A 14,150-nucleotide genomic window follows, 5' to 3' on the forward strand; every position below is an offset into this window, starting at 1 on the left:
CAGGCGGCCGGGCCTGACCGGACCGGGCCTGACCGGACCGGGCCGGTGCGGTGCGGTCCCGGTTCAGCGGGCGAACGGGCCGATGCGGTAGAGCACCTCGGGGTCGTGCGGCCCGTCCGGGAACTGCTCGCCGGCGAACAGCACTTCGCGCTCGCAGGACGCGCCGTGCCGGTCGGCGAAGGAGGTGAACAGCCGCTCGGAGGCCGTGTTGCCCGGCGTGATGGTGGTCTCCAGGTTCGTGACGTCCTGCTCGGCGGCGACGCGGCCGGTGAGCGCGTCCAGCAGCCGGGCGGCCAGACCGCGTCCGCGGTGGCCGGCGTCGACGGCGACCTGCCACACCAGGAGGGTGCCGGGCCGCTCGGGCCGCACGTACCCGGTGACGAAGCCGACCGGCTCGCCGGCGGCGTCGCGCGCCACCACGGAGGTGGCGGCGAAGTCGCGGCACCACAGCAGGTAGCTGTAGGAGGAGTTCACGTCCAGCGTCCTGGACTCCTTCGCCAGCCGCCACAGCGCGGCGCCGTCGGCGACCGAGGGATGCCCGATGGACACGCCGTCGGACGCGTCACCGAAGCCGTCGGAGGCGCCGGAGACGGCGCTCGACCCGGCACGGGATACGTCTTCGGATACGGCGTTCGGCATTTTCGGTCGGTCGGTTCGCAGGTCGGCTTGTGCGGCAGTCATGCAAATTGAACTTACCGAGCTGAATTGAAAAATGCATCGCCCCCTGCCCTTACGCGCCCATCGTCCATGTGTTATCGCGTGTGCGCGCGGTCGCGCGAGGGGACCGCCTGACGTGGGGTTTTGACCGTTTATTACGGGACAAAGAGCGCGCCTTTGTGGAGTGCGTCACAATGGCGTAACCCCGCGGAGATCTCGCGGAATTACGCCATCGGATGTTCTGTGAATCGTTGGGTTTACGGATAGGGAAACGGGGCAGGAGAAGACGGGAAGCTATCCGACTGAATTCCTGGAATTGTATTGCTTTCCCATTCCTGTGAAACCGCCCGCGACTACTGCCGCCAGGCTTCGGCGACGGCGCGGCGCGCGCCTTCCAGATCGGGCGCGGCGCCCTGCTCGGCGGCCAGCGCGGCGCCCAGGGCCGTCACGGACGCCTCGACGGCCTCCGGGGTCGCGTCGGGACCGTAGTGGTTGACCCGGATCATCTCCTGGGCGAGCGCGCCGCCGCCGGCCGCCAGCGGAAGGCCGGGGCCGGCCGCCAGGGCGCGGGCCACCAGGTCGGAGGCGGCGACCTGCGCCGTGACGCGCAGTGTGGTGGCGACCGGCGCCGCCTCGGACGCCTCACGCACGTACGGCTCAAGGCCCGCGCCCAGCGCCCGCACACCCGCCCGGGTGGCCGCGGCGGCGGCCCGGTGGCGGGCCATCACCGTCTCCAGGCCGACCGCCTCAATGCGCTCCACACACGCCTCCAGGGCCAGCATCTCCAGCTGGGCCGGAGCGTGCAGCAGCGCCTTGCGGCCGCCGTCGATCCAGCGCTCCTTCCAGTCCAGCAGGGACAGGTAGGAGCGCCGCGGCGCCTGCGGGTTGGCCGCCATCCGGGCCCAGGCGCGCTCGCTCACCGACACCGCCGACACGCCGGCCGGACCGCCCATCGCCTTCTGTGCCCCGATCACGCACAGGTCCACGCCCCACGCGTCCGGCAGCACCGGCTCGGCGCCGATGGAGGCGACCGCGTCCAGGTAGAACAGGGCCCCCTGCTCCCGCACCGCCGCGCCGATCTCCGCGACCGGGTTGGTGTTGCCGGTCGCCGCCTCCGCGTGCACCAGCGACACGAAGTCGATCTCCGGGTGCGCGGCGAAGGCCTCGCGGACCTGCGCCGCGGTCACCGCCGTGTGGAACGGCACCGACAGGTCGTGCACGGTCGCGCCGCAGTCCCGCAGCCAGTCGCCGAACGTCTGCCCGTACGGCCCGGTGATCACGTTCAGGGCCACGGTGCCCGGACCGGCCGCGGCGCGGATCGCGCCCTCCAGCGGCAGCAGCGCCTCGCCCTGGGTGATCAGGACGTCCTGCTCGGTGGCGAGCAGCCGCGCCACCCGGTCCTCGATGGAGGCGAAGCGGTCGGCGCTCAGCGGGGCGAGGTCCAGGAACGGGTGCGTCACGGCGGGCTCTCTTCTCGATCGTCTCTCGGTCGTCGCGGGTGCGCGGGTACGACGCGATCGAGGGTATCCGGCGGCCCCTGTCGGCCCTCCCACCGGTGACTTAAGGTGCGGGGCATGAGCGATCAGGCGGTGCTGCACGTGACAGGGCGGGTGCTTCTCGGGCCGCGGGAGGACCAGGTCCGGGACGAGGTGTGGGTGGTCGGCGGACGGGTCTCCTACGACCGTCCCGCCGGGGCCCGGGACGTGCGGACGGTGCGCGGCTGGGCGCTGCCCGGCCTGGTCGACGCGCACTGCCACGTCGGCCTCGACGCGCACGGCCCGGTCCCCGCCGACGTCGCCGAGAAGCAGGCGCTGACCGACCGGGAGGCCGGCACGCTGCTGATCCGCGACGCCGGCTCGCCCTCCGACACCCGTTGGATCGACGACCGCGCGGACCTGCCGAAGATCATCCGGGCGGGCCGGCACATCGCCCGCACCCGTCGCTACATCCGCAACTACGCCTGGGAGATCGAGCCGGAGGACCTGGTGGCGTACGTCGCCCAGGAGGCCCGGCGCGGCGACGGCTGGGTCAAGCTCGTCGGCGACTGGATCGACCGCGGCCTCGGCGACCTGTCCGCCTGCTGGCCGCGGGAGGCCGCCGAGGCCGCGATCGCCGAGGCCCACCGTCTGGGCGCCCGCGTCACCGCGCACTGCTTCGCCGAGGACTCGCTGCGCGACCTGGTCGAGGCGGGCATCGACTGCGTCGAGCACGCCACCGGACTGACCGAGGACCTGATCCCGCTGTTCGCCGAACGCGGCGTCGCCATCGTCCCCACCCTCGTCAACATCGCCACCTTCCCCGCGCTCGCGGCCGGCGGCGAGGCCAAGTTCCCGCGCTGGTCGGCCCACCTGCGCCGGCTCCACGAGCGCCGCTACGACACCGTCCGCGCCGCCTACGACGCCGGCATCCCGGTCTACGTCGGCACGGACGCCGGCGGCTCGCTGGCGCACGGCCTGGTGGCCGGCGAGGTCGCCGAACTCGTCAAGGCCGGCATCCCGCCGCTGGACGCCCTGTCGGCGACGGCGTGGGCCGCCCGGGAATGGCTCGGCCGGCCCGGCCTGGAGGAGGGCGCGCCGGCCGACCTCGTGGTGTACGAGGAGGACCCGCGGGCGGACGTACGGGTGCTGGCGGGGCCGCGGCGGGTGGTGCTGAACGGGCGGATCGTCGAATAGGGCGGGTACGGGGTGGGGGCGCGGGGCGTGTCCCCGGTTCCGGTGGGGCGTCGCGTACTCCGTCGTGCGCGCCCGGGCGTCAACCCGGGGATTCGTACGTGGGGGGCGTGCGGGTGATGCGGGGGAACGTCTGTGCCGGAGGAATCGAAAACGCGGTCGGAAACCCCACGATGGAGTGAAGTAACCCTGGATCGCCACCCGTTCACTCTCCGTGGGTAATCCTTGCCGGGTCCCGAGCAGTTCTCCTCTGGGGGTCCCACACCTTGAACAGCCACACCTTCCGCACGCCCGCGCGCCGCTGCGCCACCGTCGCCGCGGTCACCGCCCTCGCCGCCGGCCCGACGCTCCTGGCCGGCGCGGGCGCCGCGCACGCGACCGACGGCCGCGGCCAGGGCCGCGCCGGCGCGGCCGTGCTGCGCGCCGGCCTCGACGTGTCCCTGCTCAACAAGACGGTGCACGTGCCGCTGGCCGTCTCCCTGAACGAGGTCCAGGCGCCCGCGAGCGCCCACCGGTCCGCCCTGACGGCGCGCCTGGACGGCGTCGACGGCGGAAAGGCGTTCAGCGTGCTGCGCGCGGACGTCGCGAAGACGGACGCGACCGTCACGGACGAGAAGGCGGAGGGGTCCGTCGAACTCGCCCGTGCCCGGGTCCACGTGCCCGGCCTGCCGCTGCTGTCGCTCATCGAGGTCTCGCAGGTCACGGCCAGGGCGACCTGCGAGACCGGCCGCGCGCCGGTGGCCGCCGGTGACGTCCTGGGCACCGTGACCGTGCTCGGCCGGAAGGTGACGCTGACGGCGGGCGGTACGAGCGAGGTCGAGGTGCCGGGGGTGGGGGAGGTGCGCCTGGACCTGTCCAAGCACGTGACGACGTCCCGTACGGCGGCGGCGACCGCGCTGGAACTCAAGGTCTCCGTCAACCCGCTCAAGCTGAACGTCGCCGACGTCGAGGGCACGGTGACGCTCGCGCAGGCGACGTGCGAGACGCCGGCGGGGCCCGCGAAGGAGCCGGCGGCGGCCGTCTCGACGCCTGCGGCTGCCGCCGAGGTGGAGCCGCAGGGCGCCCCTGCGGGGAAGGGCCTCGCGGAGACGGGGGGCGGCTCGTTGACGCCGTACCTGGCCGGTGGGTCGGCGGTGTTGCTGGCCGCGGGGGGCGGAGTGGTGGCGCTCGCGCGGCGTCGGCGGGGGTGAGGGGGCCGTCCCGGCGGTTGTACGGCTGTTTCCCGCCCACCCGCCCGACTCGGTGAGTGGGTGGCGCTTCGCGCCGGGGGCTCGTTGCTCGGGGTGCTTGGTGGGGTGCGGTGAGTCGGGGGTGCCGTGCCGGGGCTCCGCCCCGGAAATGCCCTTTCCCACCCACCCGCCCGACTCGGTGAGTGGGTGGCGCTTCGCGCCGACGGGGAGCTTGCTTCTCTTACCGGGGCTGGTGGGTGGGTGGGCGAGGATGCGCGGTCAGGGCGGTGGCCAGTGCCGTGAGGAAACCCTCCACCGTCTTCTCGTCCCGTACCGCCAGCCGTAGCCAGTCGTCCCCGTCAAGGCCGGGGAACGTGTCCCCGCGCCGCACCGCGTAACCCAGCTCGCGCAGCCGGCGCCGTACGCCGGTCGCGTCGGGGATCCGGACCAGTACGAACGGCCCCTCGGCCGGCTCCACCACCCGCACCCCGTACCCGGCGAACGAGGCGAGGCCCGCCACCAGGCGGGCCCGGTCCGCTGCGATGCCGTGCGCCGCCCGCTCCGCCTCCGCGAGCGCCGCCGGCTCCACGCACGCCAACGCCGCCGCCAGCGCCGGCGTGGACACCGGCCACAGCGGCTGGGCCCGCTCCAGTTCGGCGACGATCTCCGGCGAGGACAGGACGTACCCGATCCGCAGCCCGGCCAGGCCCCATGTCTTGGTGAGGCTGCGCAGCACCACCAGTCCCGGCACGTCGGTCCGCCCGGCCAGGGCCTCCCGTTCGCCGGGCACCGCGTCCATGAACGCCTCGTCCACCACCAGCGTCCGTCCCGGCCGGGCCAGCCGGGCGATCTCGGCGGCCGGGTGCAGCACGGACGTCGGGTTGGTCGGGTTGCCGATCACCACGAGGTCCGCGTCCTCGGGGACGGCCGACGGGTCGAGCCGGAAGCCGTCCGCCGCCCGCAGCAGCACCCGGTCCACGGTGTGCTCCGCGTCCCGCAGCGCCGCCTCCGGCTCGGTGAACTGCGGGTGCACGACGACCGGGCGACGCACCTTCAGCGCGCGCGCCAGCAGCACGAACGCCTCCGCCGCGCCCGACGTCAGCAGCACCCGCCCGGCGGGCAGCCCGTGCCGGGCGGCCACCGCCGACCGCGCGGCCCGCCCGTCCGGATAGGCGGCGAGCGAGGCGAGCGAGCCGGCGATCCGCTCGCGCAGCCACGCGGGCGGGGTGCCCGCGCGGACGTTCACCGCGAGATCGACCAGCCCCGCCCCGTCACCCCGAACCTCCGCGTCCCCGTGATGCCGCAGGTCGTGCCCGCCGGGCGTCGCCTCGTCGTCCCGCATCTCCGCGCCGCCGTGATGCCGCAGGTCGTGCCCGCCGGGCGTCGCCTTGTCGTCCCGCATCTCCGCGCCGCCGTGGTGACGCAGGTCGTGCCCGCCGGGCGTCGCCTCGTCGTCCCGCATCTCCGCGCCGCCGTGATGCCGCAGATCATGCCCGGCGGGCGTCGCGCCGTCGTCACGTGTCTCCGCGCCGCCGTGGTGGCGCGAGTCGTGTCCGCCGGGCGCCGTGGGGCCGTCGGTCGCCTCCGCGTCGCCGTGCTGGCGCAGGTCGTGGCCGCCGCGCGTCGTGCCGTCGTCGGCTGCCTCCACGCCCCCGTGGTGACGCAGGTCGTGCCCGCCGGGCGTCACCCCGTCGTCCCGGACCCCCGCGTCGCCGTGGTGGCGCAAGTGGCCGCCGGGGGCCGCCCCGCGTTCAGTGGGCATGTGAGTGGGTGTGGCCGCCGTGGTGGTGGCCGTGGTGGTGGTCGTCGTCGTCCGGGTGGAAGTGGGGCTGCTGCGGCAGTCCCACCTTGTCCTCGAAGCCCGGCAGCGCGATGCGGTACACGCACGAGTCGCAGTTCATCCGCAGATCGCCCCCGACCGCCTCCCGGTACCGCTCCATCACCAGGTCCAGCAGCTCCGGCTCCGGGCCGATCACGTCCGCCGACCGCACCTCCACCTCGGGGTGCGCACCGGCCCAGTCCGCCGTCTGGCGCCGCACCCGGTCCGGCAGGATGCCGGTGAACAGGAAGTACGGCAGGACCACGATCCGCCGCGCCCCCAGCCGCACGCACCGGTCGAGACCGCTCGGCACGTCCGGCGCGGCCAGCGACACGAACGCCGTCTCCACGCCCGCGTAGCCACGGCCCTCCCACAGCAGCCGCGCCGCCTTGAACACCTCGGCGTTGGCGTCGGGGTCGGTCGAGCCGCGCCCGACCAGCAGCACGGTCACCTCCGAGAGGTCCCCGGCGAAGCCCTCCAGCGCCTCGTCGAGCCGCCGCGCCAGCACCCGCAGCAGCGCGGGGTGCGGGCCCAGCGGGCGGCCGTAGGTGTAGGAGATCCCCGGGTGCCGCTCCCGCTCGCGGGCCAGGGCCGCCGGGATGTCGCCCTTGGCGTGCCCGGCGGACACCAGCATCAGCGGCACGGCGGCGAACCGGCGCACCCCGCGCTCCACCAGTTCGGCGACGGCCTCGCCCAGCGGCGGCGGGGACAGTTCGATGAAGCCGCCCGCGACGGGCAGTTCGGGGTGGCGGCGGCCCAGCTCCCGTACGAAGTCGCGGAACGCCTCGGCCCCGGCGTCGTCCCGGGTGCCGTGGCCGGCGATGAGCAGGGCGGGCGGCGTCGGGGTGGTCACAGGGTCTCCTCGGGGAAAGGCGGGTACGGATCGGGTGCGGGCGAAGTTGCGGGTGAAGTTGTGGGTGAAAGGGGCGTGCGGGAGGTCACCGGGCCTCCTGCGGGGTGCGGCCGTCCTGCCAGCGGTAGCCGCGCGGGGTGACCATGCGGCCCGCGATCTCGCGGGTGGCGGTGTTGCCGACGGTGACGACCGTCATCATGTCGACCGTCGCCGGGTCCAGTTCGCCCAGCGTGGTCAGCCGGGCGGCCTCGTCGGGCCGGGAGGCGTTGCGTACGACGCCGACCGGCGTCGTCGGCCTCCGGTGCCCGGCGAGGATGTCCAGCGCCTTGGGCAGCTGCCAGTGCCGGCCGCGCGAGCGCGGGTTGTAGAAGGTGACGACGAGATCGGACTCGGCCGCCGCCCGCACCCGCCGCTCGATGACCTCCCACGGCGTGTGCAGGTCCGACAGGCTGATGGACACGTGGTCGTGGCCGAGCGGCGCGCCGAGGACCGCGCCGGCCGCGAGCGCCGCCGTGACACCCGGGACGCCGACCACGTCGATGTCGTCGGACGCCTCGGCGAGCGCCGGGGAGGCCATGGCGTACACACCGGCGTCCCCGCTGCCGATCAGCGCCACGGCGTGGCCCGCGCGCGCCTCGGCCACCGCCGCGCGGGCCCGCTCCTCCTCGGCGCCGAGTCCGGACTCCAGGACCCGGGTGCCGGGCCGCAGCAGGTCGCGGATCTGGTCGACGTACTGGTCAAGCCCCACGAGGACGGCGGCGCGCCGCAGTTCGGCCGCGGCGCGCGGGGTCAGCAGGTCGCGGGCGCCGGGACCGAGCCCGACCACGGCGAGCCGGCCGCGCGCGGGCCGCCGTACGACCGCGCAGGTGGCCATCGCGGGCCGCCCGTCCGCCCGCTCGGACTTCCGTTTGGGCACGAGGAGTTCACCGCCGCCGGCGAGCGCGGCGGCCTCCGCGACGGAGGGCGTGCCGACCGCGGCGAGCGGCGCGTCGGACGGGTTCGGCACCGTCACCGCCGCCAACTCCTCGGCGGCGTACGTCACCAGCGGCACGCCCAGCCGCTCGGCCGCACCGACGAGACCCGGCTCGGCGGCCTTGGCGTCCACCGTGGCCAGCGCGGCGACCGAGCGCGCGGACAGCCCGGCCTCCCGCAGCGCCCGCTCGACCAGCTCCAGCACCTCCTCCACCGGCGCGCCCCTGGAGGCGCCCACGCCCACGACGAGGGACGGCGGACGCAACAGCACTTCCCCGTCGGCGGGTCGGACGGCCCGGTCGGTGACCCGGACGGCGTACGAGCCCTGGTCGGCGACCGGCAGGGCGGGCAGCGGCCAGGGGACCTCGGCGTCCAGGCGTACCGGCTCGCCGTCGAGCAGCGCCCGCGACACCCGGGCCACATCGCCCTCCACCGGCAGGCCGAGCGTGTCGAGGCCGGCCACGCCCACGGCGTCCGTCGCCGTCGTCACCACCGGCTCGGCGCCCAGCACGTCACCGACCGCGACGGCCAGTTCGTTGGCGCCGCCGCCGTGCCCGCCGACCAGCGACACCGCGAACCGGCCGCCCTCGTCCACGCACACCACACCCGGGTCGGCGGCCTTGTCGCCCAGCAGCGGGGCGATCAGCCGCACCACCGCCCCCGTGGCCAGGAAGCACACCACCTGCTCGCACTCGGCGAAGGCGGCCCGTACGGCCTCGCCGACCGGGCCGTCGTACACCCGCGCACGGTCCGGCCAGGCGGCCGCCAGCCGGTCCCGCGCAGCCGCGCCCGCCGCGGTGGCGGAGATGAGGCCGATCACTGAGCAACTCCTTCTGTGCGCGCCGTGGTCGCCGCGGCCCCCTCGGGCCGCGTCCCCCACAGCAGGAAAACGGGATTGGTCGCCGCCAGCCGGGTCACGTCACCCGGCAGCGGCGCGAGCCGGGAGGAGTGCAGCAGCACCCCGTCGCAGTCCAGCCCGGCGGCGGTCAGCGCCCGGCGCGCGTCCGGCGCCCGGTCGAGCGCGGCCAGGGCGACGACGACGGTTCGCCGCGCCCGGCGCGCGCACGCCTCGACGATCGCGGGCAGCTCGCGCCCGCCGCCGCCGACGAACACCGCGTCGGGGTCGTCGGCCAGCTCCGCCAGCGCCCCGGGCGCCGAGCCGTGCACCACGCTCACGTCCACGCCGTGCGCGGCGGCGTTGGCGCGCACGCGTGTGACGCCGTCGGCCGTCTTCTCGACCGCGACCACGGCCGCGCCGAGCCGCGCGCACTCCACGGCCACCGAGCCCGAGCCCGCGCCGACGTCCCACACCAGGTCGCCCAGGCGCGGCCCGAGCCGGGCCAGGGCCAGCGCCCGCACCTCGAACTTGGTGATCATCGAGTCGCGGTGCGCGAACGCGTCCTCGGCCGGCGCCCAGCCCGCCGGGCCCGGTGCCGCGCCGGCGACCGTGCGCACCGCGCCCAGCGCCCGCGCCGGGTCGAGGCACAGCACGACGCTCACCGCCGGGCCCCAGTCCCGGGCGGCGGCCTCGGCGGGCGTGACCGTCTCGACGCGCTCGCGGCCGGCCTCGCCGAGCGCGGAGGCGACGACCAGGACCCGGTCGCCCGGGGTGCGGGCGAGCGCGGCCCCCAGCTCGGCCGGTCCGGCGCCCGGGCCGGTCAGCACGGCCGTCTTGGGCCGGGCCCGGCACACGTTGACGGCGGTGCGCAGGTCACGTCCGTGCGCGCTGACCACCACCGCGTCGTCCCAGGGCAGCCCGATCCGGGCGAAGGCGGCGGCGACCGAGGACACGCCCGGCCGGACGTCCAGCAGGCCGGGTCCGAACCGCTCGGCCAGCGCCCGCACGATCCCGAAGAACCCGGGGTCGCCGGAGGCCAGCACCACCACCCGCCGCTCCTTGTCGACGTGCGCGGCGATGGTGTCGAGGGCGGGCGCCAGCGGCCCGAGCGTCACCCGTTCGGCGGTGTCCGGCAGCCGTACGGCGTCCAGGTGCCGCCGTCCGCCCACGACCAGGTCCGCCCCGGCGAGGAGGGCGTCGTCCAGCGGTGCGCCCGTGCCTGTGCCGACGACCGTGATCACGTGCTCGCGCCCCGTGCGCGCAGGGCCTTGCGGGCCTCCGGGTCGGCCTTGCGGTAGCCGTGGAAGTGGCCCGGGTGGTACAGGTGCGAGCGGGTGCCGTGCGCGCCGAGCGCGGGGCCGACCAGGAAGAGCGTGTGCTTCCAGAGCTTGTGCTCCTTGACCGTCTCCTCCAGTGTCTCGACGGTGCACCGCACGACCAGCTCCTCCGGCCAGGTCGCCTGGTAGGCCACGACGACCGGCGTGGAGGTCGGGTAGCCGCCCTCCAGCAGCTCCCGCACCAGCTGGCCGCTGCGGGCCGCCGACAGGAAGACGGCCATGGTGGTGCCGTGCCGGGCGAACTCGCGGACCTCCTCGCCGGGCGGCATCGGCGTCTTCCCGCCGCCCAGCCGGGTCAGCACCACCGACTGCGCCACCTCGGGAATCGTCAGCTCGCGCCGGGCGATCGCGGCCACGGCGGAGAACGACGAGACGCCGGGCACGATCTCCGTCTCGATGCCGAGCGCGTCGCACCGGTCCAGCTGCTCCTGCGTGCCGCCCCACAGCGCCGGGTCGCCGGAGTGGATCCTGGCCACTTTCAGGCCCTCGGCGCGGGCCCGCTCGTAGACGGCGACGACGTCCTCCAGGGACATGGCCGCCGAGTCCAGGATCTCCGCGCCCTCGTGCGCGTGGTCGAGCACCTCGGCCTGGACCAGGCTGGCCGCCCAGATCACGACGTCGGCCTCGGCGATCGCGCGCGCGGCGCGGAACGTCAGCAGGTCGGCGGCGCCGGGACCGGCGCCGACGAAGGTCACCTTGCCGGGGGTGGCAGCGGCCATGGGGTCAGGTCCTTCCGTACGGATTGTCATGGTGTGCGGTGATCCGACGATGGCCGGATGTGCGCGATGGGGGGTTGATCGGATAGCAAGGGCACATGGCGGTCTTCGTCGCGCTCGGCGCGTTCCTGATGACGCTGGCCGGCGGCTGGACGGCACAGCGGGTGACCGATCGTCGCCACCTGGTCCTCGGACTGGCCGGCGGCCTGATGCTGGGCGTGGTCGGCCTGGACCTGCTGCCCGAGGCGCTGCACGCCGCGGGCCGCGAGGTGTTCGGCGTACCGGCCGCCCTGCTGCTGTTCGTGGCCGGCTTCCTGCTGGCCCACCTGGTGGAGCGGCTGCTGGCGGCCCGGCAGGCCGCGCACGGCGGCGCCGAGGCGCACGACCACCGCGCGCCCGAGGTGGGCCTGACGGCCGCGGCGGCCATGGTCGGCCACAGCGCCATGGACGGCGTCGCGATCGGCGCGGCCTTCCAGGTCGGCGGCGGCATGGGCGCGGCGGTGGCGCTCGCGGTCATCGCCCATGACTTCGCCGACGGCTTCAACACCTTCACCCTGACCCGCCTGTACGGCAACGAGCGCCGCAAGGCCCTCGCGATGCTCTTCGCCGACGCCCTGGCCCCGCTCGTCGGCGCCGCCTCGACCGCCTTCGTCAGCATCCCGGAGTGGTTCCTCGGCGGCTATCTCGGCCTCTTCGGCGGCGTACTGCTCTACCTCGCCGCGGCCGAGATCCTGCCCGAGGCCCATCACGAGCACCCGGCCCGCTCCACCCTGCTGTGCACCGTCGCAGGCGTCGCGTTCATATGGCTGGTGGTCGGCCTGGCCGCCTGAGCGGGCGGTACGGCCGTGCGCCGGGGCGCGGCCGGACGACCGCGCGCGGTCGTCCCTCACAGCTTGCCGCCCCGCCCGCCACCGCGCCGCGCGGGCGCGATGAGGGTCGACAGATACGGCAGGGGAGCGCCGTCCAGCTCGCCGGCCGGCCGGATCGACTCCTCCGCCAGCCCCAGCGCCGAACCCCACACCGCGTCCTCGATCCGCCCGCTGTCCCGCAGCGCCTCGGCGACCTCCCGCGCCTGCCGCCCGAACTTGTACGCGACGACCGTGCCCGGACCGTTCAGCGCGTCCTTGAGCACGGCGGCGCCCGCGGTCACCGGCACCAGCGTCAGCGGCTCGGTCCCCTCGGTGAGCACCGCGCCCGAACGCGCCGCCAGGTCCTGCATGGCGGTGATGCCGGGCACCGTCTCCACCGCGACCCCGGGCACCAGCTCGGCCACGGTCTGCGCGAGATACGTGAACGTCGAATACACGTTCGGGTCTCCGATGGTCGCGAACGCCACCGACCCGTGCGCCCGCAGCAGCGCCGCGACCCGCTCGCCGGCGGCGTCCCAGGCCGCCTCGCGGCGCGCCCGGTCACTGCGCTCGTTCAGCGCGAACACCACCCGGACGACCTTCTCCGCGCCCACGTAGTGCAGCACGGTGGCCTCCGCGCGTCCGCGCTCCCCGGAATCCATCACGGGCACCACCACGATGGCGGCCGCGCGCAGCGCGTTCACGCCCTTGACGGTCACCAGCTCCGGATCGCCGGGACCGACCCCTACTCCGACCAGCCTGCTGCTCATGACGTCCGGCACCTCTCGACGAACCGACGGGCGACACCGGGCGCGCCGGCCCAGTGCGTGTGGAGATAACTGGCGTGCACATGGCGCTGCACGAAGCCTTCGAGCCGCCGCTCGGGCGCGTGCAGGCCCCAGGCGGGCGCCGCCGGCCCGGCGCCCGCGCCCGGCTCGACGACGGTGCGGTGGAACTCGTGTCCGCGCATCCGCTCCCCGGCCGCGGCGAGCACGCTGTCGCCGACGGCCACGGCGTCCCGGTAGCCGAGCGTCAGCCGCCCGGTCATCCGCGCGGCGGCGTCCAGCACCCCGCACATCGGCCGCCCGTCCAGCTCCCGGCACAGATACAGCAGCCCCGCGCACTCGGCGGCGACGGGCGCGCCGCTCCGGGCCAGCTCCCCGACGGCCTTGCGCAGGGGCTCGTTGGCGGACAGCTCGGCGGCGTACACCTCGGGGAACCCGCCCCCGACGACCAGCCCCCGGGTCCCCTCGGGCAGCGCCTCGTCCCGCAGCGGATCGAAGACGACGACCTCGGCCCCGGCGGCGGCGAGCAGCTCGGCGTGCTCGGCGTAGGAGAACGTGAAGGCGGCCCCGCCGGCCACGGCGACGGTCACCTTGGAACTCCGGCCGACTCCTTCCGGCCCGTCCGGCGTTCGGACCGGCGCCGCACTCCGGCCGACTTCTTCCAGCCCGTCCGGCGTTTGAGGACGAGGCCGTCCAGGCCGATCCGGGGGTCTGGGGGCAAAGCCCCCAGGGACGGGAACGGGAAGGGGCGGCGGGGGCGAAACCACACCCGCGTCCCACGCCGCGCACGACAACGCCCCCGCACCCCGCGCCAGCGCGACCAACGCCTCCAGATCGCACCCCGCGGCCACCTGCGCCCCCATCGCCGCGACCGCCTCCACCGCGGCGCCGTGGCGCTCGGCGGCCGGCACCAGACCCAGATGCCGCGCCGGAGTGTCCACCTGCGGCGCCCGCCGCAGCACCCCCAGCACCGGCGCCCCCACCGACTCCAGCGCCTCCCGCAGCAGCGCCTCGTGCCGGTCGGAGGCGACCTTGTTGAGGATCACGCCCCCGATCCGCACCTCCGGGTCCCACGTCACGAACCCGTGCACCAGCGCCGCCACCGACCGCGACTGCGCGGACGCGTCCACCACCAGCACCACCGGCGCCCGCAGCAGCTTCGCCACCTGCGCGGTGGACGCCAGCTCTCCTTGCCCGGCGGCCCCGTCGTAGAGCCCCATCACCCCTTCGACCACCGCGATGTCGCACCCCCGCGCCCCGTGCAGGAACAGCGGCCCGACCAGCTCGGGCCCGCACAGATACGCGTCCAGGTTGCGGCCCGGCCGCCCGGTGGCGAGCGCGTGGTAGCCCGGGTCGATGTAGTCCGGCCCCACCTTGTGCGGGGACACGGCGAGCCCGCGCCCGGCGAGCGCGGCCATCAGCCCCGTGGCGACGGTGGTCTTGCCGCTGCCGGAGGCCGGCGCGGCGATCACCAGCCGGGGCACGGA

12 protein-coding genes are annotated in these 14,150 nt (G+C 75.6%); 3 read left to right on the forward strand and 9 right to left on the reverse strand.

The annotated features are described in order from the left end of the window. Nucleotides 1-63 precede the first annotated feature (63 nt). Together ectA and ABEB07_RS21680 are read right to left on the reverse strand one after the other, a co-directional pair. A complete protein-coding gene (gene ectA, locus ABEB07_RS21675) occupies nucleotides 64-639 on the reverse strand; it encodes a diaminobutyrate acetyltransferase (RefSeq protein ID WP_345669888.1) in 576 nt (191 codons plus the stop codon). 371 nt (nucleotides 640-1,010) lie between these two features. Next, nucleotides 1,011-2,117 (reverse strand): pyridoxal-phosphate-dependent aminotransferase family protein, encoded by a 1,107-nt coding sequence (locus tag ABEB07_RS21680; protein ID WP_345669889.1) that lies wholly within the window; start codon nucleotides 2,115-2,117, stop codon nucleotides 1,011-1,013. 114 nt (nucleotides 2,118-2,231) lie between these two features. Between ABEB07_RS21680 and ABEB07_RS21685 the strand changes: the two genes are divergently transcribed. Together ABEB07_RS21685 and ABEB07_RS21690 are read left to right on the forward strand one after the other, a co-directional pair. Further along, nucleotides 2,232-3,329, forward strand: a complete 1,098-nt coding sequence (locus ABEB07_RS21685) for an amidohydrolase family protein (RefSeq protein WP_176148472.1) — start codon at nucleotides 2,232-2,234, stop codon at nucleotides 3,327-3,329. A 263-nt stretch (nucleotides 3,330-3,592) separates the two neighbouring features. Continuing rightward, nucleotides 3,593-4,516, forward strand: a complete 924-nt coding sequence (locus ABEB07_RS21690; RefSeq protein WP_345669890.1) for an SCO1860 family LAETG-anchored protein — start codon at nucleotides 3,593-3,595, stop codon at nucleotides 4,514-4,516. A gap of 220 nt (nucleotides 4,517-4,736) precedes the next feature. Here the strand turns inward: ABEB07_RS21690 and cobC are convergent, their stop codons facing one another. From cobC to cobM, 5 genes are all read right to left on the reverse strand, one after another. Further along, on the reverse strand, nucleotides 4,737-5,837 hold the full coding sequence (cobC, locus tag ABEB07_RS21695; protein WP_345669928.1) for an Rv2231c family pyridoxal phosphate-dependent protein CobC: 1,101 nt from the start codon (nucleotides 5,835-5,837) through the stop codon (nucleotides 4,737-4,739). A gap of 409 nt (nucleotides 5,838-6,246) precedes the next feature. Then, nucleotides 6,247-7,167, reverse strand: coding sequence for a sirohydrochlorin chelatase (locus ABEB07_RS21700; RefSeq protein ID WP_164588679.1), 921 nt, complete (start codon nucleotides 7,165-7,167; stop codon nucleotides 6,247-6,249). Between the two features lie 85 nt (nucleotides 7,168-7,252). Beyond that, nucleotides 7,253-8,959, reverse strand: a complete 1,707-nt coding sequence (cobJ, locus tag ABEB07_RS21705) for a precorrin-3B C(17)-methyltransferase (protein ID WP_345669891.1) — start codon at nucleotides 8,957-8,959, stop codon at nucleotides 7,253-7,255. Then, entirely contained in the window at nucleotides 8,956-10,218 is a 1,263-nt protein-coding gene (gene cbiE / locus ABEB07_RS21710) for a precorrin-6y C5,15-methyltransferase (decarboxylating) subunit CbiE (protein WP_345669892.1), read from the reverse strand. Before cbiE ends, cobJ begins: the two co-directional genes overlap by 4 nt. Then, entirely contained in the window at nucleotides 10,215-11,033 is an 819-nt protein-coding gene (gene cobM, locus ABEB07_RS21715; protein ID WP_345669893.1) for a precorrin-4 C(11)-methyltransferase, read from the reverse strand. Before cobM ends, cbiE begins: the two co-directional genes overlap by 4 nt. A gap of 95 nt (nucleotides 11,034-11,128) precedes the next feature. On the opposite strand from cobM, the gene ABEB07_RS21720 reads away from it, so the two are divergent. After that, a complete protein-coding gene (locus tag ABEB07_RS21720; protein ID WP_164589605.1) occupies nucleotides 11,129-11,860 on the forward strand; it encodes a ZIP family metal transporter in 732 nt (243 codons plus the stop codon). A 56-nt stretch (nucleotides 11,861-11,916) separates the two neighbouring features. Here the strand turns inward: ABEB07_RS21720 and cobI are convergent, their stop codons facing one another. Both cobI and ABEB07_RS21730 read right to left on the reverse strand, forming a co-directional pair. Continuing rightward, nucleotides 11,917-12,648, reverse strand: a complete 732-nt coding sequence (gene cobI, locus ABEB07_RS21725; RefSeq protein WP_345669894.1) for a precorrin-2 C(20)-methyltransferase — start codon at nucleotides 12,646-12,648, stop codon at nucleotides 11,917-11,919. After that, nucleotides 12,645-14,147, reverse strand: coding sequence for a cobyrinate a,c-diamide synthase (locus ABEB07_RS21730; protein WP_345669895.1), 1,503 nt, complete (start codon nucleotides 14,145-14,147; stop codon nucleotides 12,645-12,647). Before ABEB07_RS21730 ends, cobI begins: the two co-directional genes overlap by 4 nt. Nucleotides 14,148-14,150: the final 3 nt, after the last annotated feature.

It is taken from the genome of Streptomyces similanensis, assembly GCF_039543625.1.
Taxonomy (GTDB): domain Bacteria; phylum Actinomycetota; class Actinomycetes; order Streptomycetales; family Streptomycetaceae; genus Streptomyces; species Streptomyces similanensis.